Annotated in this window: 25 protein-coding genes; 7 read left to right on the top strand and 18 right to left on the bottom strand. The window is 56.4% G+C overall.

Annotated features, from left to right (window positions below; genetic code table 11):
• Positions 1–113: 113 nt before the first annotated feature.
• The 6 genes from nanR to zapE all read right to left on the bottom strand — a co-directional run bounded on the left by nanR (position 114) and on the right by zapE (position 4,784).
• Complete coding sequence (nanR, locus tag EDF75_RS21435) at positions 114–911, bottom strand: transcriptional regulator NanR (RefSeq protein ID WP_133600819.1); 798 nt, start codon at positions 909–911, stop codon at positions 114–116.
• Positions 912–1,082: 171 nt separating this feature from the next.
• The gene (gene sspB / locus EDF75_RS21430; RefSeq protein WP_133600818.1) at positions 1,083–1,577 is read right to left on the bottom strand and encodes a ClpXP protease specificity-enhancing factor; all 495 of its coding nucleotides are present in this window, start codon (positions 1,575–1,577) and stop codon (positions 1,083–1,085) included.
• Between the two features lie 3 nt (positions 1,578–1,580).
• A complete protein-coding gene (sspA, locus tag EDF75_RS21425; RefSeq protein WP_041147437.1) occupies positions 1,581–2,219 on the bottom strand; it encodes a stringent starvation protein SspA in 639 nt (212 codons plus the stop codon).
• Between the two features lie 311 nt (positions 2,220–2,530).
• A complete protein-coding gene (gene rpsI, locus EDF75_RS21415) occupies positions 2,531–2,923 on the bottom strand; it encodes a 30S ribosomal protein S9 (RefSeq protein WP_000829815.1) in 393 nt (130 codons plus the stop codon).
• A 15-nt stretch (positions 2,924–2,938) separates the two neighbouring features.
• A complete protein-coding gene (rplM, locus tag EDF75_RS21410) occupies positions 2,939–3,367 on the bottom strand; it encodes a 50S ribosomal protein L13 (protein ID WP_004106200.1) in 429 nt (142 codons plus the stop codon).
• Between the two features lie 289 nt (positions 3,368–3,656).
• Positions 3,657–4,784, bottom strand: coding sequence for a cell division protein ZapE (gene zapE, locus EDF75_RS21405; RefSeq protein ID WP_133600817.1), 1,128 nt, complete (start codon positions 4,782–4,784; stop codon positions 3,657–3,659).
• A 190-nt stretch (positions 4,785–4,974) separates the two neighbouring features.
• On the opposite strand from zapE, the gene zapG reads away from it, so the two are divergent.
• From zapG to degS, 3 genes are all read left to right on the top strand, one after another.
• Complete coding sequence (zapG, locus tag EDF75_RS21400; RefSeq protein WP_041147439.1) at positions 4,975–5,373, top strand: Z-ring associated protein ZapG; 399 nt, start codon at positions 4,975–4,977, stop codon at positions 5,371–5,373.
• Between the two features lie 175 nt (positions 5,374–5,548).
• Positions 5,549–6,916 (top strand): serine endoprotease DegQ, encoded by a 1,368-nt coding sequence (gene degQ, locus EDF75_RS21395; RefSeq protein WP_133600816.1) that lies wholly within the window; start codon positions 5,549–5,551, stop codon positions 6,914–6,916.
• Positions 6,917–7,057: 141 nt separating this feature from the next.
• A complete protein-coding gene (degS, locus tag EDF75_RS21390) occupies positions 7,058–8,116 on the top strand; it encodes an outer membrane-stress sensor serine endopeptidase DegS (RefSeq protein ID WP_041147441.1) in 1,059 nt (352 codons plus the stop codon).
• 56 nt (positions 8,117–8,172) lie between these two features.
• Here the strand turns inward: degS and mdh are convergent, their stop codons facing one another.
• Positions 8,173–9,111 (bottom strand): malate dehydrogenase, encoded by a 939-nt coding sequence (gene mdh, locus EDF75_RS21385; RefSeq protein ID WP_041147447.1) that lies wholly within the window; start codon positions 9,109–9,111, stop codon positions 8,173–8,175.
• Between the two features lie 415 nt (positions 9,112–9,526).
• Between mdh and argR the strand changes: the two genes are divergently transcribed.
• The 3 genes from argR (at position 9,527) to yhcN-B (ending at position 10,991) form a co-directional block, all read left to right on the top strand.
• On the top strand, positions 9,527–9,997 hold the full coding sequence (gene argR / locus EDF75_RS21380) for a transcriptional regulator ArgR (protein ID WP_041147448.1): 471 nt from the start codon (positions 9,527–9,529) through the stop codon (positions 9,995–9,997).
• Between the two features lie 359 nt (positions 9,998–10,356).
• Entirely contained in the window at positions 10,357–10,620 is a 264-nt protein-coding gene (yhcN, locus tag EDF75_RS21375) for a peroxide/acid stress response protein YhcN (RefSeq protein ID WP_128877066.1), read from the top strand.
• Positions 10,621–10,724: 104 nt separating this feature from the next.
• Entirely contained in the window at positions 10,725–10,991 is a 267-nt protein-coding gene (yhcN-B, locus tag EDF75_RS21370; protein ID WP_045857851.1) for a DUF1471 family stress response protein YhcN-B, read from the top strand.
• Between the two features lie 49 nt (positions 10,992–11,040).
• On the opposite strand, the gene EDF75_RS21365 is transcribed toward yhcN-B, so the two are convergent.
• From EDF75_RS21365 to aaeX, 4 genes are all read right to left on the bottom strand, one after another.
• On the bottom strand, positions 11,041–11,316 hold the full coding sequence (locus EDF75_RS21365; RefSeq protein ID WP_041147450.1) for a barstar family protein: 276 nt from the start codon (positions 11,314–11,316) through the stop codon (positions 11,041–11,043).
• A 157-nt stretch (positions 11,317–11,473) separates the two neighbouring features.
• Positions 11,474–13,441 carry a p-hydroxybenzoic acid efflux pump subunit AaeB gene (aaeB, locus tag EDF75_RS21360; protein ID WP_133600815.1) on the bottom strand — a complete coding sequence of 656 codons (1,968 nt, stop codon included), beginning with the start codon at positions 13,439–13,441 and terminating at the stop codon, positions 11,474–11,476.
• Between the two features lie 5 nt (positions 13,442–13,446).
• A complete protein-coding gene (gene aaeA, locus EDF75_RS21355) occupies positions 13,447–14,379 on the bottom strand; it encodes a p-hydroxybenzoic acid efflux pump subunit AaeA (protein ID WP_076946540.1) in 933 nt (310 codons plus the stop codon).
• Between the two features lie 7 nt (positions 14,380–14,386).
• Positions 14,387–14,590, bottom strand: coding sequence for a p-hydroxybenzoic acid efflux pump operon protein AaeX (gene aaeX, locus EDF75_RS21350; protein ID WP_004868260.1), 204 nt, complete (start codon positions 14,588–14,590; stop codon positions 14,387–14,389).
• Positions 14,591–14,721: 131 nt separating this feature from the next.
• On the opposite strand from aaeX, the gene aaeR reads away from it, so the two are divergent.
• Complete coding sequence (gene aaeR, locus EDF75_RS21345; RefSeq protein WP_045856520.1) at positions 14,722–15,651, top strand: HTH-type transcriptional activator AaeR; 930 nt, start codon at positions 14,722–14,724, stop codon at positions 15,649–15,651.
• A 78-nt stretch (positions 15,652–15,729) separates the two neighbouring features.
• Here aaeR and tldD read toward each other — a convergent pair whose 3' ends face one another.
• From tldD to mreB, 7 genes are all read right to left on the bottom strand, one after another.
• The gene (gene tldD, locus EDF75_RS21340) at positions 15,730–17,175 is read right to left on the bottom strand and encodes a metalloprotease TldD (RefSeq protein ID WP_045856518.1); all 1,446 of its coding nucleotides are present in this window, start codon (positions 17,173–17,175) and stop codon (positions 15,730–15,732) included.
• Between the two features lie 200 nt (positions 17,176–17,375).
• On the bottom strand, positions 17,376–21,176 hold the full coding sequence (gene yhdP / locus EDF75_RS21335; protein WP_133600814.1) for an AsmA2 domain-containing protein YhdP: 3,801 nt from the start codon (positions 21,174–21,176) through the stop codon (positions 17,376–17,378).
• Between the two features lie 123 nt (positions 21,177–21,299).
• Positions 21,300–22,769, bottom strand: coding sequence for a ribonuclease G (gene rng / locus EDF75_RS21330; protein WP_041147457.1), 1,470 nt, complete (start codon positions 22,767–22,769; stop codon positions 21,300–21,302).
• A 2-nt stretch (positions 22,770–22,771) separates the two neighbouring features.
• Complete coding sequence (locus EDF75_RS21325; protein ID WP_041147458.1) at positions 22,772–23,353, bottom strand: Maf family protein; 582 nt, start codon at positions 23,351–23,353, stop codon at positions 22,772–22,774.
• A gap of 7 nt (positions 23,354–23,360) precedes the next feature.
• The gene (mreD, locus tag EDF75_RS21320) at positions 23,361–23,849 is read right to left on the bottom strand and encodes a rod shape-determining protein MreD (protein ID WP_041147459.1); all 489 of its coding nucleotides are present in this window, start codon (positions 23,847–23,849) and stop codon (positions 23,361–23,363) included.
• The gene (gene mreC, locus EDF75_RS21315; protein ID WP_041147460.1) at positions 23,849–24,841 is read right to left on the bottom strand and encodes a rod shape-determining protein MreC; all 993 of its coding nucleotides are present in this window, start codon (positions 24,839–24,841) and stop codon (positions 23,849–23,851) included. Before mreC ends, mreD begins: the two co-directional genes overlap by 1 nt.
• Before the next feature lie 69 nt (positions 24,842–24,910).
• On the bottom strand, positions 24,911–25,954 hold the full coding sequence (gene mreB / locus EDF75_RS21310) for a rod shape-determining protein MreB (protein ID WP_002918653.1): 1,044 nt from the start codon (positions 25,952–25,954) through the stop codon (positions 24,911–24,913).
• Positions 25,955–26,241 lie beyond the last annotated feature (287 nt).

The raw sequence follows: 26,241 nt of genomic DNA, 5'->3' as shown, positions 1-26,241 counted from the left end.
TTTGTTGTGATTAACTATGTACCTTTATACCTGTTATACCAGAACGAATAAGCAGCAGCCTCATACCAAACGCTTATTATGCGATCTGCTTCACTAAACGATCCTGAGGATCCTTAGACGGATTTACGCGACTTCTTTTTCTTGCCGAAGGCGTGCCAGGTGGCGGAGACGCTGTTGAGGTGGGTTTGCAGAGCGCGATCGGCTTCATCCGGATCGCGGCGCCGAATGGCGGCAACGATATCGATATGCTGTTGATAGCTTAAATTATTATGCTCATAAAGTTCCCCTTCAGGGACCTTAGGACGCGCGGCGATGAGCCAGTCCAGGAGCGCAACGTGAATGGCCATAAAAATCGGATTGCCGGGAATTTCCGCCAGCACGCGATGGAACTCAACGTCTGAACGGATAAACAGCGTATTGTTATCCAGCGACTGGCTGTTGATCTCAAGAGCCTGCACCAGCTTTTCAAGCTGTTCATCGCTGGCATGCTCAGCCGCGTAGCGAACCAGGCTGGATTCAAAAAACAGACGCAGCTGCTCGAAATGCGCGATTCCGCCGGGATGGGAGAGGAAATCTTTCGCCATACCGGAGAGCTCTCCGATGATGGTATCAGCAGAAGGTCGCGAAACGCGGGCTCGTTCACCGTTGCTAATCTGCACCAGACCTTTACGCTTTAGCGCCGCCAGCGCTTCACGTACCGACGGGCGGCCGACGTTGAAAAATGTCATCAGCTCCCGCTCTGAGGGGAGCTGCTCGCCTTCGGCAAACTCGCGCCGGCGAATCATTTGCTCCAGCTCTTCTTCGACCATTTCGGACAGTTTTTTACGCGTCAGCGGCCGGCTACGCAGCGAGCGTCCGACGTTATCAGCAGTACTTTCAGCGTGCGTATCCGATGCTTTCATAGTGTCCATAGGTAGCGAAGAGTGACAAATGTGACAGCAGATTCATCATATCATAGGAACATCTGGCGGGTGAAGTTAACGACAGCCAGGGCATAACGACGGCTGACGATGCGTGAGACCGCTGGATTCAGGCGCAGGATGATATAAAAAAAGCAGGGCCTGATGGCCCTGCCTGGAGGATTACTTCACGACGCGTAGCGCCGGTCGCCCACCGCGAGGCGGCGGCGTATCATCAGGGTCATCCTCGTGATTATCCGGCTTATCGCCGTCAATCACTGACATTACCGTTTCGTTCTCGTTGCTTAACGATGCTTCGTCATCATTCAGGCTGATGGCGTCCTCATCGTAAGCCGTTTCCGGCTCGAACATGGTCCCTGCGCCGTTTTCACGCGCGTAGATAGCCAGTACGGCAGCCAGCGGTACGGAGACATTGCGCGGAACGCCGCCAAAGCGGGCGTTGAAGCGCACTTCATCGTTAGCCAGCTCCAGATTCCCGACGGCACGCGGAGCAATGTTGAGAACGATTTGTCCGTCGCGCGCATACTCCATCGGAACCATAACGTCCGGCAAAGTGACATCGACGACCAGATGCGGAGTCAGCTGGTTATCCAGCAGCCACTCATAGAACGCCCGTAGCAGGTACGGGCGACGCGGCGTTAGCTGCGATACATCCATCGGTTAGCCTCGACCGAGTCGCATTTCACGCTCGGGTTCAGTTAAGGAAGCCAGGAAGGAGTCACGTTCAAATACGCGAGTCATATAGCCCTTGAGCTCCTTCGCACCCGCACCAATCACTTCGACGCCGAGTACCGGTAAACGCCACAGCAGCGGTGCAAGGTAGCAGTCTACCAGGCTGAACTCGTCGCTCAGGAAATAAGGCTTCTGGGTGAAGACTGGCGCAATCGCCTGCAGCTCTTCACGCAGCTGCTTACGCGCGTTATCAGCCTGTGCGGCGGTGCCGGTCTGAATGGTATTCATCAGCGAATACCAGTCTTTTTCGATACGTTGCATGTACAGACGGCTTTCACCACGCGCCACCGGATAAACCGGCATTAACGGCGGATGTGGGAAACGCTCATCCAGATATTCCATAATGATGCGGGATTCCCACAGAGTGAGCTCACGATCCACCAGCGTCGGTACGCTTTGATTTGGGTTGAGGTCAATCAGATCCTGAGGTGGGTTATCCTTCTCCACGTGTTCTATCTCAAAACTAACACCTTTTTCTGCCAGCACGATGCGGACTTGGTGGCTATAGATGTCAGTAGGACCAGAAAACAGCGTCATTACCGAACGTTTGTTGGCAGCGACAGCCATGAAAACCTCCAGGTATATTCAGAATTTTGTACTGCTACCAGCCACGCATGGCTAGCCAGATGTAAAAACCCCATTCGCGGGAAGAGATTCTCGTTTATGAAAGAAACAAAAAACGAACAATCACCAGCATTTGGGCAGAAAATTGGATGATAGTTTACCAGATCTTGACGACGTTGTGGTGAGGGGATTCTGGAAATGCTGAAAAAGTGGTAAGAATGGGTGACTTCGCCATGAAAAACGACCGTTTTATCCATAAAAAAACCCGCCGAAGCGGGTTTTTTCGCAAATTGTTCTGCGTGAGCAGAAAACAATTAACGTTTGGAGAACTGAGGACGACGACGTGCTTTACGCAGACCGACTTTCTTACGTTCAACCTGACGAGCATCACGAGTAACGAAACCAGCTTTACGCAGTTCGCCACGCAGGGACTCATCATACTCCATCAGAGCGCGGGTGATACCGTGACGGATCGCACCAGCCTGACCAGAGATACCACCACCTTTAACGGTGATGTACAGATCCAGTTTCTCAACCATGTCGACCAGTTCCAGCGGCTGACGAACTACCATGCGGGCAGTTTCACGACCGAAGTACTGTTCCAGAGAACGTTGGTTGATAACGATTTTGCCGTTGCCCGGTTTGATGAAAACGCGAGCTGCGGAACTTTTGCGGCGACCAGTGCCGTAGTATTGATTTTCAGCCATTGCCTATAATCCCGATTAGATGTCAAGAACTTGCGGTTGCTGTGCCGCGTGGTTGTGCTCGTTACCAGCGTAAACTTTCAGTTTACGGTACATAGCACGACCCAGCGGGCCTTTTGGCAGCATGCCTTTAACCGCGATTTCAATCACACGCTCAGGACGGCGAGCAATCATCTCTTCAAAGGTCGCTTCTTTGATACCACCGATGTGGCCGGTGTGGTGGTAATACATTTTGTCTTCGCGCTTGTTGCCGGTTACAGCAACTTTTTCTGCGTTCAGAACGATGATGTAATCACCAGTATCAACGTGCGGAGTGTATTCCGCTTTATGCTTGCCGCGCAGGCGCAGAGCCAGTTCGGAAGCCAGACGGCCCAGAGTTTTACCGGTCGCGTCAACAACATACCAGTCGCGTTTTACGGTTTCTGGTTTAGCTGTAAAAGTTTTCATTAAAAGCTTACCCAAATAATAAGTTACACGTTGGTGAACACCCAAACGTTTAGTCAGTTGAGGTTCACACGACATTGTCCAGCAAACCTACCCCTTCGAATAGCCTATGCCGGCACATAGAAAGTTTTGGGAAAAAAACCTTCTCGTAACGTGGGGTCGCAAGATTATAGAGAAGTCACGAGTAAAGATCGACCCCTTTATGTGATTTGGATTGGGTTTTTTCGCCAGCGGAGCGGGCCTTCGCGCATCTGCGTCAGCCCTCTCCCGCCGGGAGAGGGAGAAAGACGCGTTACGGCATATGAGGACGCTTTAAATACTCCTCGCTCTGCATCTCCTGCAGGCGAGACAGGCAGCGCTGGAACTCGAACTTCAGGCGTTCGCCCTGGTAAATTTCGTGCAGCGGCACCGCCGCGCTGACCGCCAGCTTAACGTGGCGCTCGTAGAATTCATCAACCAGCGCAATGAAGCGCCGCGCCTCGCTCTCCAGCTGCGTCGTCATAACCGGAACATCAAATAGCATAACGGTATGGAACAGGCGAGACAGCGCAATATAGTCATGCTGGCTCCTCGCATCGACGCACAGCGTCGTGAACGACGCCGCCAGGGTCTGGTTCTCCACGCCGAGCGTGGGCAGAGGACGGTGGTTGATCTCCAGCGTCGGCGTCTGCTCGCGCCTCGCGCCGGCCAGCGCCAGCCACAGCTTATCCATCTGCTGCCGAGTCTGCTCGTTGAGCGGCGATAGCCAGAGGTGGGCCTGAGTGAGCGTGCGTAAACGGTAATCAATGCCCGCATCGACGTTCATGATATCACAATGCTGCTTGATCGCCTCGATAGCCGGCAGGAAGCGGGCGCGCTGCAGGCCGTTACGGTACAGATCGTCCGGGGGAATATTAGAGGTCGCCACCAGCGTGATGCCGCGCGCAAACAGCGCCTTCATTAACCCACCCAGCAGCATGGCATCGGTAATGTCTGACACAAAAAACTCATCAAAGCACAGCACATCGGTTTCCGCCTTGAAGCGGTCGGCAAGGATCTCCAGCGGGTCGCTGTGCCCCTGCAGGGCAATCAGCTCCTCATGAACGCGCAGCATAAAGCGGTGAAAGTGCAGGCGCTGCTTACGCTCGCCGGGCAGGCTCTGATAAAAGAGGTCCATCAGCCAGGTTTTACCGCGCCCCACGCCACCCCACATGTACAGGCCGCGGGCGGAGCCCGTTTCAGGCGCTGGCTCACGCTTGCCCAGCAGTTTGCCGAATTTCGCCCGCAGGCCGCCGCTTTGCGGCGTCGGCACGGGTTTTGCCTGCAGTTCATGATAGATAGTATCAAGGCGGCTTACCGCTTCTTGCTGGACGTCGTCGGACTGATGAGAGCCCTCTTTAAGAGCTAAAAGGTAACGCGATGTTGGGGACAGGCTTTGCATGATCTAATTGTTATTCCTTGAAAATCGTAACGTCAAAGCTCACGATTGTCGAAAAAAAGGCCGTTCTACACTACGCGATGATACGCCAGGATTCCACTTCTGTGGAATTAGCGGTTATAGTGGCACTATCGGGCGCAGGCGGAGAGCCTCATAGCCACCCTACGGAACCACAAAACAACGGGAGATGTACATGACCTGGGAATATGCGCTAATTGGGCTAGTTGTCGGTATCATCATCGGTGCCGTCGCCATGCGTTTTGGCAACCGCAAATTACGTCAACAGCAGGCGCTGCAGTTCGAACTCGAAAAGAATAAAACAGAGCTTGAAGAGTATCGTGAAGAGCTGGTCAGCCATTTTGCGCGCAGCGCTGAACTGCTGGATAACATGGCCGATGACTATCGCCAGCTGTACCAGCATATGGCAAAAAGCTCCAGCAGCCTGCTGCCGGATACCATGGCGGAGGCTAATCCGTTCCGCAACCGCCTGGCTGAATCAGAAGCCGGTAACGATCAGGCGCCGGTGCAGATGCCGCGCGACTATTCTGAAGGCGCATCCGGTCTGCTGCGCGGTGGTGCAAAACGCGACTAATCCTGTGGTTAGCGTAAAAATATTTTCCGGGCGCACTCTTTGCGCCCGTCTTCCCCCCTACATCCCAGCTACAATTTAAAACATTGACCACGTTGTTACCTGGTCGAAAATTCAATAACATCAGGCCATTCGGGACGATTTTCCACACACCTCAGGTTACGAGAGCCAGCATCTAATGAAGAAACAGACTTTGCTGTTGAGTGCGTTAGCGTTAAGCATCGGGTTATCGTTGTCCGTTGTACCTACGGCTACGGCGTCGATACCCACGCAGGTACCGGGCCAGGGGGCAGTGCCGAGCCTGGCGCCGATGCTGGAAAAAGTGCTGCCTGCGGTGGTTAGCGTCCAGGTTGAAGGTACCGCCTCTCCTGCGCAAAACATGCCGGAAGAGCTGAAAAAATACTTTGGCGACAATGCGCCGCAGGAGCAGGCACAGCCTTTTGAGGGGCTCGGCTCAGGCGTTATCATCGACGCCGAAAAAGGCTATGTGCTGACCAATAATCACGTCATCAGCCAGGCGCAAAAGATAAGCGTCCAGCTCAACGATGGCCGCGAGTTTGACGCGAAGCTGGTCGGCAGCGACGATCAAAGCGATATCGCCCTGCTGCAGCTGCTAAAACCAACCCATCTGACGCAAATAGCCATCGCCGATTCCGATAAGCTGCGCGTGGGTGATTTCGCCGTCGCCGTCGGTAACCCCTTCGGCCTCGGGCAGACCGCCACCTCGGGCATCATCTCCGCCCTCGGCCGCAGTGGCCTGAACCTGGAAGGGCTGGAGAACTTCATTCAGACCGATGCCTCTATTAACCGCGGTAACTCCGGCGGCGCGCTGCTGAACCTGAATGGCGAACTTATTGGTATCAATACGGCGATTCTGGCACCGGGCGGCGGCAGCGTCGGCATCGGCTTCGCCATTCCCAGCAACATGGCGAAAACCCTCGCTCAGCAGCTGATTCAGTTTGGTGAAATCAAACGCGGCCTGCTGGGAATTAAAGGTACTGAAATGAGCGCCGATATCGCTAAGGCGATGAACATCGACGTTCAGCGCGGCGCTTTCGTCAGCGAAGTGCTGCCGAACTCCGGTTCAGCGAAGGCGGGGATTAAATCCGGGGACGTGATTGTCAGCATGAACGACAAGCCGCTCAACAGCTTTGCCGAGCTGCGGTCGCGTATCGCCACCACCGAGCCGGGAACCAAAGTGAAGCTGGGGCTTCTGCGCGACGGTAAGCCGGTGAATGTTGAGGTCACCCTGGATAAGAGCACCTCTTCCAGCGCCAGCGCCGAGCTGATTATACCCGCCCTGCAGGGCGCATCGTTGAGCGATGGCCAGATGAAGGACGGCACCAAAGGCGTGGTAGTTGATAGCGTCGATAAGGCCAGCCCTGCGGCACAGGTCGGCCTGCACAAGGACGATATTATCATCGGCCTTAACCGCGAGCGCATTAGCACTATCGCCGAGCTGCGCAAGGTGCTGGAGAGTAAACCGGCGGTCATCGCACTTAACGTGATGCGCGGTAACGAAAGCATTTATCTCCTGCTGCGCTAATGCTCAGATCCGGACATCGCGATCGCCGCGATGTCCGGAATATCGGGCGACGGGACGCAGCCTGCGCGCCGGTAACGTGAAAGACGACGCCGGTAAGTCGTGTTATGCTGCGCTTGTCCATTCATTAACGATACCTGCATCATGCCTGGAAAGCTTTTACGTTCAGTACTCATTGGTTTGATCGTCGGGGGACTGCTGCTGGCCGCAATGCCCTCGCTGCGTCAATGGCATCTGTCGACGACGACCCAGTACGATAGCGCGGACGAATCGCCCGCCAGCTATAATCCTGCCGTTCGCCGGGCTGCGCCTGCGGTGGTTAACGTCTATAACCGCGCCCTCAACGGCACCAGCCACAATCAGCTGACTCTTGGTTCCGGCGTCATCATGGATCAGCGCGGGTATATTCTGACCAATAAGCACGTCATTAACGACGCTGACCAGATCATCATCGCGCTGCAGGACGGCCGCGTCTTTGAAGCCCTGCTGGTCGGTTCGGATACCCTCACCGATCTGGCGGTATTAAAAATCAACGCCAACGGCGGTCTGCCGGTAATCCCGATTAATCCGAAACGCGTGCCGCATATTGGCGACGTGGTTCTGGCGATTGGTAACCCGTATAACCTCGGGCAAACCATTACCCAGGGGATTATCAGCGCCACCGGTCGTATCGGCCTTAACCCGACGGGTCGACAAAACTTCCTGCAAACCGATGCCTCTATCAACCACGGTAACTCCGGCGGCGCGCTGGTCAATTCGCTGGGCGAACTGATGGGCATTAACACGCTGTCATTTGATAAAAGCAACGACGGCGAAACGCCGGAAGGGATCGGTTTTGCTATCCCCTTCCAGCTGGCGACTAAGATCATGGATAAGCTGATCCGCGACGGCCGCGTGATCCGCGGCTATATCGGCATTAGCGGCCGTGAGATCGCGCCGCTACATGCGCAGGGCGGCGGGATCGATCAGCTGCAGGGGATCGTCGTGAACGACGTTGCGCCCGAGGGGCCTGCGGCCCAGGCCGGGATCCGCGCCAACGACGTGATCATCTCGGTCAATGACAAGCCCGCAGTTTCCGCCCTCGAAACTATGGATCAGGTTGCTGAGATCCGTCCGGGTTCAGAAATTCCAGTAGTGATCATGCGCGAAGATAAGAAAATCACCCTGCATATCGCCGTTCAGGAATACCCGGCAACCAACTAGCTGCCATAAAAAAACCGGAGCAGGGTTTGCTCCGGTTTTTTATTCATATCTCAATCTTATTTATTAACGAAATCTTCGCCCAGGGCGATATCTTTCTTCAGCGTATCGAGCATGCCTTCCAGCGCCTGTTGTTCAAACGCGCTGAGCGTGCCAATCGAGCGGCGCTCTTCTACACCATTTTTGCCCAACAGCAGCGGCTGTGAGAAGAAGCGCGCGTACTGGCCATCGCCTTCAACATAGGCGCATTCCACCACGCCCTTCTCGCCCTGCATCGCGCGGACCAGCGAGAGGCCGAAACGCGCTGCCGCCTGGCCCATAGAGAGGGTTGCCGATCCGCCACCGGCTTTGGCCTCAACGACTTCGGTGCCGGCGTTTTGAATACGTTTCGTCAGGTCTGCCACCTCTTGTTCGCTGAAGCTTACGCCAGCAATCTGTGACAGTAACGGCAGGATAGTGACGCCAGAGTGGCCGCCAATCACCGGCACTTCGACATCAGATGAGGATTTACCTTTCAGCTCAGCAACAAAGGTATTAGAGCGGATAATGTCCAGCGTGGTGACGCCAAACAGCTTGTTCTTATCGTAAACGCCGGCTTTTTTCAGCACTTCTGCCGCAATGGCCACCGTCGTGTTCACCGGGTTGGTAATAATACCGATGCAGGCCTGCGGGCTGGTTTTGGCAATCTGCTGAACCAGATTTTTCACGATACCGGCGTTAACGTTAAATAAATCGGAGCGATCCATTCCTGGCTTGCGCGCAACGCCAGCGGAAATCAACACCACATCAGCGCCTTCGAGCGCCGGGGTTGCGTCTTCACCGGAGAAACCTTTGATTTTTACATCGGTAGGGATATGGCTAAGATCAACCGCCACGCCCGGGGTTACCGGGGCAATGTCGTACAACGAGAGTTCTGAACCTGAAGGCAGTTGGGTCTTAAGTAGTAGGGCAAGCGCCTGGCCGATTCCACCAGCGGCGCCGAGGACTGCAACTTTCATCCTAAACTCCTTATTATGGTTAATATAGTCTTTCGTTACTCCGTCGCCTGGACCTTAATTCACAAGATGAACAATTACAATAAGTATGGTTGAAGAATGCGTTCTGGTGCGCAGCGATGCATCCGCTTCGCATTTTCATCCCTGAGACTGGCCATCCAGCAAAGCGTAGTACCGGACCGACTAGTGGTTACAATACACCCAGCCTGTTCGGCAAAACAACACCAATCTCATAACATTTAATTTACTTTTACAGCTATTTACGCCCCGTAATGAAGGCATGTTCCTTAGCAGGGTTATTTGCTAAAATATGCCCCCTTCATAACATTATTTACTTTATCCCCTTGCGGATTATTTGCATAAAAATTCATTATTATGCATAATGATGTTGTTTTTACCACCATAATCTGGGTGACTTATGCGAAGTTCGGCAAAACAAGAAGAACTGGTTAAAGCATTTAAACTGCTGCTTAAAGAAGAAAAATTCAGCTCTCAAGGTGAAATCGTTCAGGCGCTGCAGGAAGAAGGTTTCGATAATATCAATCAATCGAAAGTCTCGCGCATGCTCACAAAATTTGGCGCGGTACGCACCCGCAATGCCAAAATGGAAATGGTTTACTGTCTGCCTGCCGAGCTTGGCGTTCCGACGACGTCCAGCCCGCTGAAAAACCTGGTACTGGACATCGACTATAACGACGCCGTCGTGGTTATCCATACCAGCCCAGGCGCGGCGCAGCTCATCGCGCGTCTTCTCGACTCCCTGGGTAAAGCGGAAGGCATCCTCGGCAGTATTGCCGGCGATGACACCATCTTTACCACCCCGGCCAGGGGCTTTACCGTCAAAGATCTGCACGACGCGATTCTGGTCCTGTTTGAGCAAGAACTCTAAGTCCTCTCCCTCACCCTCTGGCTGCCGCCGGAGGGAACTTCAAAAAATGCAGCATTTTTTTAACATTTAGTGTGGTTTTTCACGCCTATACATTCCTTTACTGAATGAATGGACCGAAAACGCACAAAATATCAAATCCATCCATCCATATGATTTTATTAGAAATAGTTGGCACCTGCGGCTAATAAATGACATTTCTAATTCTTATACGTTATAAAAAAGACATTTCTATGTAATTATTTACACTCAAAACAATTAGCACGGTATTAATATTTTTGGTGATTAGTGTATACTTGATTTTGTGATGAGGGTCACGAAACAAAGAGCCCTCAATAATAAGATTCGACGAGGTGAACATCATGAAAATCAAAACAACCGTAGCTGCACTCAGTATCCTGTCCGTTCTCTCTTTTGGCGCTTTCGCCGCTGATTCAATCAACAGCGATCAGGCCCAAGGCCGTCAGTCAATCGGCACCGTTTCCGTCGGCGCGGTAAGTGCTTCCCCGATGGATATGCACCAAATGCTGAACCAAAAAGCGCAGGAGGAAGGGGCTTCTTCCTATCGCATCATCGAAGCGCGCACCGGTGACCACTGGCACGCAACGGCAGAACTTTATAAATAAGCTTTAACAACAGTCGGTTATTAACTGAATACAGAATATCTCCAGCGGCCCAGGTACATCGCAAACCTCCCGCCGCTGCAATCAACATGGTTGGAGTAAAAATTATGAAAACTGCAATGATCATCGCATCCCTGGGCCTGGCTTCCGTACTCTCCTTCGGCGCAAGCGCCGCCGTACAGCAGGTCAACGCCGAACAGGCTCAAAACCTACAGTCCATGGGCACCGTTTCTGTCTCGCAGGTAGGCAGCGCACCGATGGATATGCGCCAGGAACTGGCGGCGAAAGCCGCTAAAGAAGGCGCCAGCAGCTACCGTATTATTGAAGCCCGTACCGGCGACAGCTGGCACGCTACGGCTGAGTTGTACAAATAAACCCTCGTCGTCTTATCCGACGACTTGCCCCCGCCTGGCGGGGGCTTTTTTATGCCTGTCTGGCATTAAAACGTAGTTCCCCTTCCAGCTCTTCTTCCGCTTCATCAAACAGCAGAATCAACGCGCCAAAGCGCCGTCGCTGCTTATCGCTCAAGTGAATAAACTCAATCTCCAGCGGTAGCGGCAACAGACCGCCGGTGGTCGCCTCCCAGAGCGAATCCAAATTGTTTACTCTCTCCCGACCCAGCTCAAAGACGCGCGAAAACTCGCGATAGAAATCCTGCTGTTCCGCTATGTCATCGAAATCAAACGTGTAGACCGTCATCGCCCGCCCCCGCTTAATACCCGCAGCTATTCCCCGCTAAATACCATACCGCCGGACGGTCGTTTTACCATCCTTATATTTCTCAATCGAAGGGGTACCGTTGATGAATAAGTATAGCGATAAAAAAACCGACGCTTCAGGCGTCGGCTTTTAGTCTTTAGCTATTTGTCAGCACATGCTGATACTTGCGCAGCATCTCCACCAGCCGTCGGACCGGCTCCGTCACCTGCGGCGAGGCTTCCCAGAGCCGTAGCTTCTCCTGATAAATATCCAGCTCGTCGAGCAGGCGGGAGAAGTAGCGTCGACGCTTGTCGTCATTACCTGCGGAGATAACGTGATCCGCAGTGCGGCGCAGCTGGCGATGGTATGCCGACAGATCGTCGTTAACCGGCACCGGCGCATCGCGCAGGCGCTGGTGAGCAATAATCAGCGTCAGCGCCAGGCGGAAACGGGCAATATCGTCCGGGAACTTGTTCAGCAATAAGAAGAGCTGTTGATAGAGGGCCGGGAGATGGTTCTCTTTGCGCCTGGCGGTATTGGTGGTGAGCGATGATACCGCCGCCGAGACAAACTGATTGAGCAGCACGCGCCCGGTGCGCGCCCGCGAATTATCCCGCACCAACAGGATAACCATCAGCGCGAGGAAACAGCCGACTATCTGGCCTAACGCGCTGTCAAGGAACTGGCTGAACTGGAACTGCATCGGGTTATCCAGCACCAGGATATTAATGGTACCGGCCAGCGCCCCCATTGAACCCAGCCGCCGCTTCTGCACTTCAATCCCGATGAAGAATGCCATCACCGCCAGACTAATGCACAGCAGCAGCATGCTCTGCTGCGTTGCGGGCATAATCACGAGGAAGAAAAACGCCCCCAGCGGTAGCGCCGCCAGCATCCCGTAAAGGAAGTCCAGCGCCACCATCCGCGGGTTCGGCAGGCGCATCGCCAGCGCCGTGACTACCGCGATCATCACCATCGCCCCGCTGCCGGAGGTCCAGCCGGTCCACAGCCAGAACAAGGTGCCGAGAATGCAGGAAATGGAGGTTCGCCAGAAGTTCACCATCGCATGGTGGCGCTCGGCCGACTCGGCCTTGATGACCACTTCGCCCCGCAGCACCTCATCTTCAATGCGGCTAATTTTGGTATTGCTGACCACGCCCCTTTTTAACAGCAGATAGCGCGTCGCGGCGCCGACCCAGCTATAGATCGTGACCGGCGTATTATGCTCCCCTTTCCAGGTCAGAAAGCGGCGCATTCTCTTCAGCTGCCGATGGACGTCCTGCACGCTCTCAACCGGCTCGGCGAACAGCTCCCGGTAATCATCCGTCACCATTTCCGGCCGTGAGTTCTGGATTAAGTAGGTCTCGCAGGCCTGGGTGATCAGCGTCAGGGAGAGAGTATTAATCGCCTTCAGCCGCTGGTTGACCTTGGCCCAGCGCGAGGACTCCATGATCAGGTTTCCGCGCATGCCTTCCAGCGCGCTGGTCCGGCGAACCAGCGCTCCCCAGGCTTTATCCACCACTGCGCTGTCGCCATGCGCCACGCAGAGCTGCATCAGACGATAGTGTTCGACCAGCAGGTTATCCAGCTCGAGGTCGATCTCTTTTTTGATCGACCGCGGCGAAAACAGCAGGTCCGCCACAATGGCGCTGACGATACCGACCACGATCTCGCTGCAGCGCTCGACGGCAAACTGCGGCGCCAGCATCGGATCGGTATGAATGGTGATAACAATGATCAGCGCGGTATAGCCCGCGAGTCCCCAGGCGTAGGAGTTTTCAACCCGCACCAGCGAAGAGATCCAGGTGCAGAATCCGGCCCACAGGCAGCACACCAGCATCATCAGCAGCGGGGCGCGGATCATCAGGATGATAATGGCCAGCGCCGCAATACAGCCGATAAAGGTGCCGACAATACGCAGCATCCCACGATAGCGAATGGCGCCAGAATAGGGCTCTCCCCCGGCCGCAAACGCCGGGCCCGCGGCAACGATTGCCGCCGTCAGCACCGCCCAGCGGGGCGTTTCCAGCTGAAAGTGGAAGCCAACAAAGAGTGCCAGCACCACCGCGCACGCCAGCTTAATCGCAAAGCGGAGGTGCCGGGGGGCAATAGTGAAGATCCCCATGACGATTAACCAAACTCACGCAGGCGCAGGGCCAGTTTCTGGAAGAAATTCGCCTGGCGGACGTCGCGGTCCTCTTTCCCGGTGATCACCACCGTTGCGGTGGTTCCCGCCGGCCAAATATTGCCCTGCTGCTTATCGAGACGAATACGCACCGGTACGCGCTGCGCCAGGCGCACCCACTCAAGGTTCGAGTCCACGGAGGCCATGCCTTTTGCATCGCTGCTGCTGCTGGCGTTCGTCACCCCGGCGGCAATACTGTCAACCGTCCCTTTGATCGTGCTGCTGCTGCCCAGCGGGGTTATCTCCGCCCGGAAGCCCGGACGTACGCCTTCCAGCTTGGTCTCTTCGAGGTAGGCCACCACGTAGAAGGTATCCTGTTTCACCAGCGCCACCGCCGTAGAGCCGCGGGTAATAAATTCACCGCTGTAGACGTTGAGGTTGGTCACCCAGCCATCGGCCGGCGCGCGGATAACCGTCCGCTGCAGGTCGAGCTTCGCCAGATCGCGGCTTGCCACCGATTTTGCCAGCTGGTGTTCCACCGTCTGCAGGACGTTATTGGCCTGGTCTATCTCCTCCCGGGACATTGCCTGAACGCCGAGCCGGTTACGACGACCGGCCTCAACGCGTTTTTCCTGGGCCAGAGTTTGGTAATAGGAGACGTCGGCCTCGGCCTCTTCAAGCGCCTTCTGGTAGCGCGGTTGGTCGATCACGAATAAAACCTGACCTTGCTTAACCAGCTGGTTATCCTTGATATTAACCTGCGAAATCAGCCCCGAGACGTCGGGTGCGATGGCCACGATGTCGGCGCTAAAGCGCGCATCGCGCGTCCACGGCGATGCGGTGTAGTAGACCCACGCGCGAAAAATTGCGACAAATGCCAGGATAACCAGTATCACAGTGATTGCGGTACGGAAGATATTTCTTGTTAGTGTTTTCACATCAACCTCAAACGAACAAACGCGATATCAGATAAAAAAGGCAGCAATATAACGCGGTATTAAACAGTGCAGGGTGCCAGACGAAGTCATAGATGCCGGTGGGAACCAGCAGTCGGTGCACCAGCCAGAAAATGGCCAGCGATATTAACAGCTCAAAGAAGATCGGCGGAAACGACAAGCCGAAAATCACGATGACAGGAAACAGACTCATGATGACCTTGATAAGAAGCGTGCAGGTGGTAAGCGTGAAGCATTTATTATGTAGCTAACAATATAGTAACGTAACAATTGCAGCATGATCTATATTATGTGATCTAAATCACTTTTAAGTCAGAGTGAACAATGGAACGACTAAAACGCATGTCCGTTTTTGCCAAAGTGGTTGAACTGGGTTCATTTACCGCCGCGGCCCGCCAGCTCCAGATGAGCGTTTCTTCAATCAGCCAAACCGTATCCAGGCTGGAAGATGAGCTGCAGGTAAAGCTGCTTAACCGCAGTACCCGCAGCCTTGCCTTAACCGAAGCCGGGAAGATTTATTACCAGGGCTGCCGCCGAATGCTGCATGAAGTCCAGGACGTCCATGAGCAGCTTTACGCGTTTAACAACACGCCAATCGGCACCCTGCGCGTCGGCTGCTCTTCAACTATGGCACAGAATGTCCTCGCTCACATTACCGCAGGCATGCTCAAAGAGTACCCCGGGCTGTCGGTCAATTTGGTCACCGGGATCCCGGCGCCGGACCTGATCGCCGACGGCCTGGACGTGGTTATTCGCGTCGGCGCTCTGCAGGATTCCAGCCTCTTTTCGCGTCGTCTGGGGTCGATGCCGATGCTGCTCTGCGCGGCAAAAAGCTACCTGCAGCAGGCGGGGACCCCGGAAAAGCCGGCGGATCTCGCCAGCCACTCCTGGCTTGAATACAGCGTGCGTCCGGATAACGAATTCGAAATCATCGCGCCGGAAGGGATCTCGACGAAGCTGATCCCGCAGGGGCGCTTCGTCACTAACGATCCGATGACCCTGGTGCGCTGGCTGACCGCCGGCGTCGGCGTCGCTTACGTTCCGCTCATGTGGGCGATCGAAGAGATCAACCGCGGGGAGCTCGAGATCCTGCTGCCAAGCTATCAGTCGGATCCCCGCCCGGTGTACGCGCTCTATACCGAAAAAGACAAGCTGCCGCTAAAGGTCCAGGTGTGCATTAACTACCTGACCGAGTATTTTGTCGAGGTGGCGAAAATTTATCAGGGGATGCACGGCCGCGGGCTCGACCATTAGCCGCTGGCGATAACGCGCGGCGGGATAAGTACGGGAAAGGTTACGCCTTCGACGAATGCGAAGGCGTATTGAGGATACTCAGGCAGTGCCGCCGACGGTGAGCTTATCGACCTTCAGCGTCGGCTGACCGACGCCAACCGGCACGCTCTGGCCCTCTTTACCGCAAACGCCAACGCCGCTATCTAGCTTCAGATCGTTCCCCACCATGGAAATCTGCTGCATGGCTTCGATCCCGGAGCCGATAAGCGTCGCCCCTTTCACCGCCTTAGTCACCTTACCTTTTTCAATCAGATAGGCTTCAGAGGTAGAGAAGACAAACTTGCCGGAGGTGATATCCACCTGACCGCCGCCGAAGTTTGGCGCAAAGATACCGTAATCAACCGATTCGATAATCTCCTGCGGCGTCGATTTACCCGCCAGCATGTAGGTGTTGGTCATACGCGGCATCGGCAGATGCGCGTAGGACTCGCGACGGCCGTTACCGGTAGGCGCAACGCCCATCAGGCGGGCGTTGAGCTTGTCCTGCATATAGCCTTTGAGGATACCGTTCTCGATCAACACGTTGTATTGACCCGGCGTGCCCTCGTCATCGACAGCCAGCGAACCGCGGCGATCGGCAATGGTGCCGTCATCGACCACGGTACAGAGTTCTGACGCCACCAGCTCGCCCATATGGCCGCTGAACACCGACGTCCCGCGACGGTTAAAGTCGCCTTCCAGGCCGTGGCCTACCGCTTCATGCAGCAGTACCCCAGGCCAGCCCGCGCCTAATACCACCGGCAGCATGCCGGCCGGGGCCGCCACGGCGGAGAGATTAACCAGCGCCATGCGCACGGCTTCTCTTGCCCAGGCGTCAGCGCGAACTTCGCCCTCTTCGCTGGCGAGAAAATAGTCGTAGCCGAAACGTCCGCCGCCGCCGCTGGAGCCGCGCTCGCGTTTGCCATCATCTTCCACCAGCACGCTGACGGAAAGGCGGACCAGCGGTCGAACATCCGCCGCCAGCGTACCGTCGGTCGCCGCAACCAGAATCAGTTCATACACGCCGCTGAGGCTGGCAGAAACCTCCTGCACGCGCTTATCGGCGGCCCGCGCCGTTTTGTCTACGCGACGCAGAATGTCCAGCTTCTCTTCACGGCTCATGCTTTGCAGCGGATCGATGCTGGCATACAGCGGGCTATATTCCACCGCGCCAAGAGTGCGAACCTTACCGTCGCCGCTGTCGCGCACGATGGTACGCGCCGCCTGCGCGCTTTGCTCCAGCGCCAGCAGGCTGATCTGGTCAGCATAGGCGAAGCCGGTCTTCTCGCCGCTTACCGCGCGAACGCCGACGCCCTGGTCGATATTATACGAACCATCTTTGATGATGCTGTCTTCCAGAACCCAGGATTCGTGATAGCTCGACTGAAAATAGAGATCGCCGTAATCAAGACGGCGCTCGGCCAGCTGGCCAAGAATGGCAAAAAGGTCCTGATGGCTCAGGCCGTTTGCCGACAGTAATTGTTCACTTACCAGGTTCAGACTCATCGTTTGCTACTCGTTTGTTGCCGCCCGTCAGGCGGAAATAGGTGCCCATAATCGTTCAGGTTGCAGAAAGGCGGCAGCTGACCAACCCCGGCAGCTTAGCTCCGGGGTGAACAGGCGTAGCCAACGCATCTGCTGTTTGAAATATAACGGGTATAGAACGCTATCTATTGAGAGTGCGATAATTCCCCGCAATCGTCAAATCATTGCTTTTTGTCGCTGCGCGCCTGGCGCAGCACTTCATTGATTTGCGGCTGATCGATAGGACCGGTGATGCGATAGCGCAAAATAGACACCTTATTCCACAGCGGCCCCAGCACCTTGCTGGCGGCAAACACCGCGGCGCCGACGATCGGGTTAATCACGAACGCCGTTGCCACGCCGACGGTCGCCGAGATTTCCGGCGCCACCACCGCCTGCAGGTCCAGCTGGCGGCGCACGAGGTCCACCGAGCCCGTCATCGCAATATCCGCTTCAAGGCCGTCAACCAGCGTATCATCGGTATTGAGCACGCCATCTTTAATCCATGCGGTACTGCGGATCGAATCGAACCAGAACCCTTCGCTGAAGGTGTCGCTGAAGTCGAAGCGCAGTTTGCGCAGCAGCGCATCCACGCTCAGCAGACGCAGGAGCTGGCCGGCGTGGCCGGTGCTCAGGTCGGTAAACTCGCCCTTGCCAAGACGACTTTTCAGCACCCCGTTGAGCGAGGCCACGTCCGGCTTCCACGGCGGCGCGCGCCAGTGCAGATCGTAGTCGACGTCAAACGACGAGCCTTTCACCGGCGTTGAGACGCCGAAGAAGCCGAAGAAAGCGTCGGTTTTACTGCCGTGAAGCTTACCTTTCAACGAGGTGCGTACGCCGCTTGCCGCATTGACCCACACGCCATCGGAGGTCAGACGGCCGAAACCGGTATCCACCAGCCCGTTGGCGAGAGTTAGCGTATCGCCGCTAATCGCGAAGTCGCCGTCGATACGCCCGTATTTTTGCCCCCACAGCCAGCACTCCGCGCAGCGCAGCTGGAGATCCGGCCAGCCGCGGAAATCGATTCGGCTATCGGCAAAAGGATTGCTGCCGCCCGGCGCCGCATCGCTCTTCTGCGCGGCGGTCGGGTTGTAATAGAGGTAGCGAATGGCCGCCAGCCACGGGGCGTTTTGGCGCATGGTCAGGGAAGCGTTAATTTCCCGGCCCTGCGCTTCAACCTTCGAACCACCGGCCTCCGGACGGGAGACAAGGCTGACGTTATTCCAGCTCTGCCCGGCAAAGGTCAGCGACGGCGTCCGCAGGGTCACCCGCTCGGGGAAGATGATATTGCTGCTGACTTCATTGGCCGCACCGCCCTGGAACAGGGCCAGCCACTGCGCCCCGTCCATCGGCGGCATGTTGAGCTCTACGCCAGCCTGCTCCGGGAGCTGAGAAACGGCCTTGCTGTCGGAGGTTAAAATCGCCCGATCCAGCGTCAGCTTGCGGTTCAGCAGCCAGCGGCTGTTGATATGGTTTTTCGCGCCGATGGAGCCGGTCAAATCAAAGCTGCTGAGCCCGCCTGCGACGTTAATTTTCACCGGCAGCGCTTCGCCGGCTGGCTTGTCTACGGGTGCAGGTAAGCGACTGCTCACATTTTTCAGGTCGCCGTTAATATCGACCCTATAGCTTGCGCTGCCGCGATACGGTAGCTCAATCGCCACCTTACCGTCCCACGGCACGCTGCCGCTTACCGCCTCATCGATAGCTTTCGGCAGCAGGCCGGTCCGCGAAGGCTGCCAGCTGGCGTTCATTCCTACATCGACCAGGAAGGCTTTCTGCCCCTCGGTGGTGGAGAAATTAAGATTCAGCGGCTGATTAAACCAGCTGGCGCTCATGTTCTCGCTTGTCAGATTGCCGTTAACAAAGCTGAATTTACCGCTCAGGTTGTTCAGCGTCGCGTCGATGGGCTTGATAAACAGGCTGTTATTGTTGAGGTTCACGTCGCCTTTGGCGGTCGTCAGCTCACCGTCCAGCGGAATGTCGAGATGTAAGCGAGCGCTCACACCACCATCCAGCTGCAGCTCGTCCAGCGCGGCGCCCAGCGTCTCCTTGAGCGGCGTCTCTTTAAAGTAAGGGCCAACCTCTTTGCCCGCACCGTTGATATCGGCGTCGATAAGCAGCTTTTCCCGCGAATAGTCAGGGATCGCCGCATCAAGGTTGCTGGCGGTCACCTTGCCCAGCATGACCTTATCGGCCTTCATCCACAGCCCGTTGTTGATAAAGTCGAGGTTGATGTCCAGACCGGTCAGCGCCGGCCAGTCCGGCTGGAAAGCGAAGGTGGCGTTGGTCAGCGGTACGGAAACCTCGAACTGGCCCTCGTTGTGCAGATAGGGGAACAGGTGCGGGTTGCCGCCGTAAACCAGCGTCGCATCGGTGGACTGGCCGCCTTGAATCGCGCCGCTGAGGTAATCCACCAGCTCTTTGCCCATCAGGTTTTCCGGGAAATAGCGCCACGCCTGGCCGCCGTCATTGGTGCTGATCCCTGCCAGAATGCCCAGCCAGGGTTCATCGCCCTGCGGCTGTAAATAGCGGAAGCCGCCCCGGGCGCGCACGCCGGTCGCCTGTACGTCAATATTGCGCCCGTCGAGCATAAAGCCCTTTTCATTCTTTACCCAGCTAAGGGTCGCGTCGCCCTGCGCGATTTCCAGCGGCGCGCGAAATACCGTTTCATAGGGCATTTTCGCCTGCGTCATGCTGGCATGCAGGGAGCCGTTCTCTAAGCTTCCGGCGACGCTGCCGGAGAAGTGCTCCGCGCCGGGCAGCAGCTTCCACTGCTTCCACGAAAAGTCGCTCCAGCTGGCCTGAAAGCGCGATTTTTCCGCCGCCTGCAGCGGGATATCCAGCGCCAGAAGATTAATTTTGCCGTTTGGCCGGGTGGTGCGCCAGATTTCGCCGAGCGCGGGCGCCAGCTTATCGGCAAAAGGCTGCAGCCCGGTCAGGCCGTTCAGCTCGAGGTTGCTCGCGCGGATGCGCAGCTCGTCGCTGCGCGAATGGCCGTCCCCGCCAACGTCCTGCGCCGGGATCCACGCCATCGCCAGCGCGCCGCGAGGCCACGACTTGCCGTCAATAGAGATCCGCGTATCGGGGATCCGGAAGCCCCAGCTCTGCTTATCGCGGGAGATGTGCGCCGTCAGGTTATCCACCACCAGCCGATGGGGCTGATTATCGCCCTGCCAGCTGGCGCCGCCTTTTTTCAGCCATACGTCGCCGCCGGCGATATCGCCTTTGTCGATAGTCATCCAGCCTTCAAGGCTAAAACGCGCGCTCTGCAGGGCGATATTGTCCTGCATCCAGCGGCCCAGCCACGGCTTAACGTCAATATCATCCGCCTGCAGCCATACGCGGCCCTTGTTCAGCAGGCCGTTTTCATCGCGCAGATCCATCCGCACCTTCATCACCCCGTGCTGGCCGTTGAGGCTGGAAAGGCTCAGCTCGCCTTCCGCACGATGGCGATTTTTACCGTTCAGCCAGGTGAGCTGCGGAACGGCCAGTTCGGCGCGCTGGCCGGAGAGAGTCACGAAGCTCAGGTGGCTGTCGCGGAGAATGAAGTGATCGAACTGGCGCAGGAACAGATCGCCGATGTGGTCGGTTTTCAGGCTCTCGCCGCCGTCGTTGGTCTGGATCGGCGTGTTGGTGTGGATTTTTAGCTGCCAGAAGGTGAGATCGCGAAACTGCCAGCGCATGTGGAGCAGGCTTTGCCATACGTCCAGCGCGAGGGTGACGCGTTTAACCGACAGCTCGCCGCCGTCTTTGAGGCCGGCTTTCACATCGCGGACATCCAGCGTGGGGCCAAAATTCTGCCAGCTGGCGCTCAGCCGGGACGCCTCGACCGGAGAGCCGGAGATCGCGGAGATTTTCTCCAGCAGCTGGGGGCGCCATGCGTCCAGCTGCGGCAGCACGAGACGCAGACCGCTCACCAGCAGTGCGATGACAACAATCAGTGTTGCCACGGTGAGCAGTAATATCCCGGGCAGTCGCCTCACGCATCTCTCCTTGTCAAACTATTACACCTCATCCTTCATCTGCCCCTTAGCGCTGCGTTCACGGGTACCGCCCGGCCGGCGCATCACCGCGGCCGACAGGCCGAACGAGGGCAAACCAGATGATTACATCATTACCACATCAAACTGCTCTTGATTATAGAGCGGTTCAATTTGCACTTTGACCTGTTTACCGACAAAGATTTCGACTTCCGCCAGCGCGTGGGACTCTTCCCCTTTCAGGGTTTCCGCGACGGCAGGAGAAGCATAGACCAGGAAACGGTCGGAGTCGTAGGCATGATGTACGCGGACGATCTCGCGCATGATTTCATAACACACCGTTTCAACCGATTTTACCGTGCCGCGACCGTGGCAGGTCGGGCAGTCCTTACACAGCACGTGCTCCACGCTTTCGCGGGTGCGCTTACGGGTCATCTCCACCAGCCCAAGCTGGGAGAAGCCGTTGATGCTGGTTTTCACCCGATCCTTATTCAGCGCCTGCTCCAGAGAATGCAGCACCCGGCGGCGGTGATCTTCATTATTCATATCAATGAAATCAATGATAATAATCCCGCCGAGGTTGCGCAGCCGCAGCTGGCGGGCAATCGCCTGGGTCGCCTCAATGTTGGTATTGAAGATGGTATCGTCAAGATTGCGGTGGCCAACGAAGGCCCCGGTGTTGATATCGACGGTGGTCATCGCTTCGGTCTGATCGATAACCAGATAGCCGCCGGACTTCAGCTCCACTTTACGCTCCAGCGCGCGCTGAATTTCGTTCTCCACGTCAAAGAGATCGAAGATCGGCTGGCGGCCGCTGTAGTGCTCGAGCTTGCTGGTCATCTCAGGCATATATTCGGCGGTGAACTCCAGCAGCGATTCGTAGGTCAGGCGGGAGTCGACGCGAATGCGGTCAAGATGGGCGTCGGCAAAATCGCGCAGCACGCGCTGTGCCAGCGCCAGCTCGCCGTACATCTGATAGCGGGTCTGCTGGCGCTTCTTACGCTCCATGACCTTCGTCCAGACTCGCTTGAGGTAGGCGGCATCGGCGGCCATTTCCTGCTCGTGTACGCCTTCAGCCGCCGTACGGATGATAAATCCGCCCTGCTCATCGCAGTAGTCGGCGACAACCTTCTTCAGCCGCTCGCGCTCCGCTTCGCTCTCAATACGCTGGGAAACCCCAACGTGCGAGGCCCCTGGCATAAACACCAGATAGCGGGAAGGAATGGTGATATCGGTGGTCAGGCGGGCGCCCTTGGTGCCAAGGGGGTCTTTCACCACCTGCACCATCAGGTCCTGGCCCTGGCGGACCAGCTCGGAGATATCGCGCACGGTGAACTGCTTTTGCTCTTCCCCGGCGACGCACTCGGTGTGCGGCATGATGTCTGAAGCGTGCAGAAACGCAGCCTTATCCAGGCCAATATCTACAAAAGCCGCCTGCATTCCCGGCAGCACTCGACTAACACGACCTTTGTAGATATTGCCTACGATCCCGCGCCGCGCTTCGCGCTCAATGTGAATTTCCTGCAGAATACCGCCATCGATATACGCGACGCGCGTTTCCGATGGCGTTACGTTCACTAATAATTCAGCCGTCATCTTTATCCCTTTTCTTCACGCAGTGAGTTAAAGTTACTCAGCAACTCATACGTTTCTACCAGCGGTAAGCCGACTACGGCGTGATAGCTGCCATTAATCTTCCTGACAAAACAGCCACCCAGCCCTTGAATACCGTATGCACCTGCTTTATCTAAAGGCTCGCCGCTGGCGACGTAGCCGGCGATATCCTGCTCGCTCAGCAGGCGGAAGGTCACCTCCGTTACCACCAGACAGTCCAGCGCCTGCTGCTTATCCGCCAGGGCAACCGCCGTCATCACCTGATGCGTTTTCCCGGAAAGCATGCGCAGCATCTCTGCGGCATGCCCGGCATCGCGCGGCTTTTCCAGCACCTCGCCGTTAAGGATGACAATGGTATCCGCCCCCAGCACCGGCAGATCGCGCGATGCCAGCGCAACGCCGGCCTGCGCTTTTTCACGCGCCAGGCGAGTGACGTAATGCTGAGCGCTCTCCTGCGGCTGGCGTCGTTCCTCAATACCGGGAACCACGCGCTCGAAGGAGAGCCCCATCTGAGTCAACAGCTCCTGTCGACGTGGAGAACCTGAAGCAAGATACAGAGTTGTCATATCAACCTTATTGCACCGCAAATTGCTGACGCACTTTACGCATCAGCAGGAATAGCCATGGCCAGAGCACGCCGTTTACTACACTACTCCAGAACACTTCCGGACGGAAAGAGACGTTGATCACTAAAAACTCTGCCCAGAAAACAACGATGTCCACCGCGAGGGAGAGCATCATCACCACCAGCGCCTGCTGCCAGAGCGCCAGATTGCGGAACAGCTGATATTTCAGTGCGACCAGATAAGCGATGATGCTTAACGATAGCGCGCGAACGCCCAGCGTCGAGCCGCTGATGAGATCGAGAACGGCGCCCATCACGAAGCCCGTGCCGACGTTCACCCGATGCGGTAACGCGAGGATCCAGTACAGCAGGATAAGCAGCACCCAGTTTGGCCGGAAGACGCTGATGTCCGCCGGCCAGGGCATGATCTGTAGCAAGAGTGCAATAAGAAACGAGAGCCAGATAACCCAGCGTCCCTGGCTACGGTAGCTTGCCACTATTGCCCCCCTGCAGGCAGAGGTTTAGCAGGTGGCGTCAGGCCGGTTGCGGGAGCCGGCATTTGTGGCCCGACGGAATCCGGCGCGGGCAGAACCTGCGGCATCATCTGCATCAGACGTTCATTCGCGACGCGATGAACCTCTTCCGGGGTCATCGGGTTGGAGCCGTTACGATCGGCCCCCCACAGCAGCAGCAGATAGCGCAAACGCTGCAGGCCCGCGGTCGGGCGAGCCTGAATAACGGTATACGCGCGCTGCGTATCCAGCTTGACCGAAGAGACCACGCCCACCGGATACCCTTCCGGGAAACGGCCGCCAAGACCTGAAGTCACCAGCACGTCGCCGACGCGAATATCGGTATTCGCCGGCAGATGCTCCAGCTGCAGATCGTCAGTGCAGCCATTACCGGCGGCAATCACGCGGATATCGTTGCGCAGCACCTGAATCGGCAGCGCATGGGTGGCGTCACAGATAAGCAGCACGCGGCTGGTCATCTTCGCGACGGCAACAACCTGACCGACAACGCCCTTATCGCTGATAACCGGCTGGCCTTCGTAAACGCCGCTGACGCTGCCTTTATCGATAACCACCTGATCGCTGTAGGGATCGTTAACCGTTGAGATGACCTGAGTCACCATTTTTTGCTCATCCTGGCGCAGCGGGGAGCCCAGCAGTTCACGCAGACGCGCGTTCTCCTGCTTGTACTGGCCCAGCATCAGCAGGTCGCTGTTTTTCAGCAGCAGTTCCTGACGCAGCGCGCGGTTTTCCAGTTCGAGCTGATCGCGGGTGGCCAGCGTTTGCGATACGCTATCCAGCAATTCCCGAGGACCGTTAGAAATAAAGTAGAAAGGACTGACGGCTGTATCCATGTACGTTCGGATCTGGCTGAACGTACCCAGGCGGCTGTCGGCGATAATCACGCCAAGCGCCACCAGAACCGCCAGAATAAGGCGAATCTGTAGCGACGGGCCACGGCTAAAAATTGGCTTCATAGGCTATGCGTATTCTCGTGTCAGTTAAGACCAGGGGCAACCCTTGAGCCACCCCAGACCTTCGGCTGACTACTCTTCGCTAAACAAGTCGCCGCCGTGCATATCGATCATTTCCAGCGCTTTACCGCCGCCACGCGCGACGCAAGTCAGTGGATCTTCTGCAACTACGACAGGAATACCTGTCTCTTCCATCAGCAGGCGGTCGAGGTTACGCAGCAGCGCACCGCCGCCGGTCAGGACCATACCGCGCTCGGAGATATCAGAAGCCAGCTCTGGCGGGCACTGCTCGAGAGCAACCATCACCGCGCTAACGATGCCGGTCAGCGGCTCCTGCAGCGCTTCGAGAATTTCGTTCGAGTTCAGGGTGAAGCCGCGTGGAACGCCTTCAGCCAGGTTACGACCGCGCACTTCGATTTCACGCACTTCATCGCCCGGATAAGCGGAGCCGATTTCATGCTTGATACGTTCTGCCGTCGCTTCACCGATCAGGGAGCCGTAGTTACGACGCACATAATTAATCACGGCTTCATCGAAACGGTCACCGCCGATACGCACGGAAGAGGAGTAAACCACGCCGTTCAGGGAGATAACCGCCACTTCTGTGGTACCGCCGCCGATATCCACAACCATCGAACCGGTTGCTTCAGAAACCGGCAGGCCTGCGCCGATCGCAGCCGCCATCGGCTCTTCGATCAGGAAGACTTCACGGGCGCCAGCGCCCTGAGCGGATTCACGGATAGCACGACGTTCAACCTGGGTTGCACCAACCGGTACACACACCAGAACGCGCGGGCTCGGACGCATGAAGCTGTTGCTATGCACCTGTTTGATGAAGTGTTGCAGCATTTTTTCGGTAACAAAGAAGTCGGCGATAACGCCGTCTTTCATCGGGCGAATCGCCGCGATGTTGCCCGGCGTACGCCCGAGCATCTGCTTCGCTTCATGACCGACAGCGGCGACGCTTTTCGGCGATCCGGCACGATCCTGACGAATGGCCACAACGGAAGGCTCATTCAATACGATGCCTTGTCCTTTTACATAGATAAGGGTATTCGCGGTACCCAGGTCAATGGACAGGTCATTGGAAAACATGCCACGAAATTTTTTTAACATACTAAGGGATAATCCTGAAAGCTGGGGCGGAAAACAAAATCCGCTTACTTTACCAACCACACGCAGCAGCGACAAGGCGCAAAAATCATCTGCTACGGTGAAAATTAGTGCAGTTCATTTCCTTCGTTACAAATTTTCCGGCTCCGTTCAGTGCTGAAAACTTCAGCAGCGCTCCACGCTTCAATTTGCAACCTGTCAAAGGTCATTTACTGGCATTTACATTGCGATAATCCGGCAGGTAGACAAGCACACCCCCTTCACTATGGCGCGCGTTATTCTACGTGAAA

The organism is Klebsiella sp. BIGb0149 (assembly GCF_004362605.1).
GTDB lineage: Bacteria > Pseudomonadota > Gammaproteobacteria > Enterobacterales > Enterobacteriaceae > Klebsiella > Klebsiella terrigena.
This window is presented reverse-complemented; position numbering and strand designations above follow the sequence as displayed.

Coding starts and splice junctions, on each gene's coding strand:
- rpsI (WP_000829815.1), bottom strand. CDS start 2,923: ATGGCTGAAAATCAATACTACGGCACTGGTCGCCGCAAAAGTTCCGCA.
- mdh (WP_041147447.1), bottom strand. CDS start 9,111: ATGAAAGTTGCAGTCCTCGGCGCCGCTGGTGGAATCGGCCAGGCGCTT.
- zapE (WP_133600817.1), bottom strand. CDS start 4,784: ATGCAAAGCCTGTCCCCAACATCGCGTTACCTTTTAGCTCTTAAAGAG.
- rng (WP_041147457.1), bottom strand. CDS start 22,769: ATGACGGCTGAATTATTAGTGAACGTAACGCCATCGGAAACGCGCGTC.
- zapG (WP_041147439.1), top strand. CDS start 4,975: ATGACCTGGGAATATGCGCTAATTGGGCTAGTTGTCGGTATCATCATC.
- mreC (WP_041147460.1), bottom strand. CDS start 24,841: ATGAAGCCAATTTTTAGCCGTGGCCCGTCGCTACAGATTCGCCTTATT.
- argR (WP_041147448.1), top strand. CDS start 9,527: ATGCGAAGTTCGGCAAAACAAGAAGAACTGGTTAAAGCATTTAAACTG.
- EDF75_RS21365 (WP_041147450.1), bottom strand. CDS start 11,316: ATGACGGTCTACACGTTTGATTTCGATGACATAGCGGAACAGCAGGAT.
- mreB (WP_002918653.1), bottom strand. CDS start 25,954: ATGTTAAAAAAATTTCGTGGCATGTTTTCCAATGACCTGTCCATTGAC.
- yhcN-B (WP_045857851.1), top strand. CDS start 10,725: ATGAAAACTGCAATGATCATCGCATCCCTGGGCCTGGCTTCCGTACTC.
- aaeB (WP_133600815.1), bottom strand. CDS start 13,441: ATGGGGATCTTCACTATTGCCCCCCGGCACCTCCGCTTTGCGATTAAG.
- sspA (WP_041147437.1), bottom strand. CDS start 2,219: ATGGCTGTCGCTGCCAACAAACGTTCGGTAATGACGCTGTTTTCTGGT.
- EDF75_RS21325 (WP_041147458.1), bottom strand. CDS start 23,353: ATGACAACTCTGTATCTTGCTTCAGGTTCTCCACGTCGACAGGAGCTG.
- sspB (WP_133600818.1), bottom strand. CDS start 1,577: ATGGATGTATCGCAGCTAACGCCGCGTCGCCCGTACCTGCTACGGGCG.
- aaeX (WP_004868260.1), bottom strand. CDS start 14,590: ATGAGTCTGTTTCCTGTCATCGTGATTTTCGGCTTGTCGTTTCCGCCG.
- rplM (WP_004106200.1), bottom strand. CDS start 3,367: ATGAAAACTTTTACAGCTAAACCAGAAACCGTAAAACGCGACTGGTAT.
- degQ (WP_133600816.1), top strand. CDS start 5,549: ATGAAGAAACAGACTTTGCTGTTGAGTGCGTTAGCGTTAAGCATCGGG.
- aaeR (WP_045856520.1), top strand. CDS start 14,722: ATGGAACGACTAAAACGCATGTCCGTTTTTGCCAAAGTGGTTGAACTG.
- yhcN (WP_128877066.1), top strand. CDS start 10,357: ATGAAAATCAAAACAACCGTAGCTGCACTCAGTATCCTGTCCGTTCTC.
- tldD (WP_045856518.1), bottom strand. CDS start 17,175: ATGAGTCTGAACCTGGTAAGTGAACAATTACTGTCGGCAAACGGCCTG.
- nanR (WP_133600819.1), bottom strand. CDS start 911: ATGGACACTATGAAAGCATCGGATACGCACGCTGAAAGTACTGCTGAT.
- degS (WP_041147441.1), top strand. CDS start 7,058: ATGCCTGGAAAGCTTTTACGTTCAGTACTCATTGGTTTGATCGTCGGG.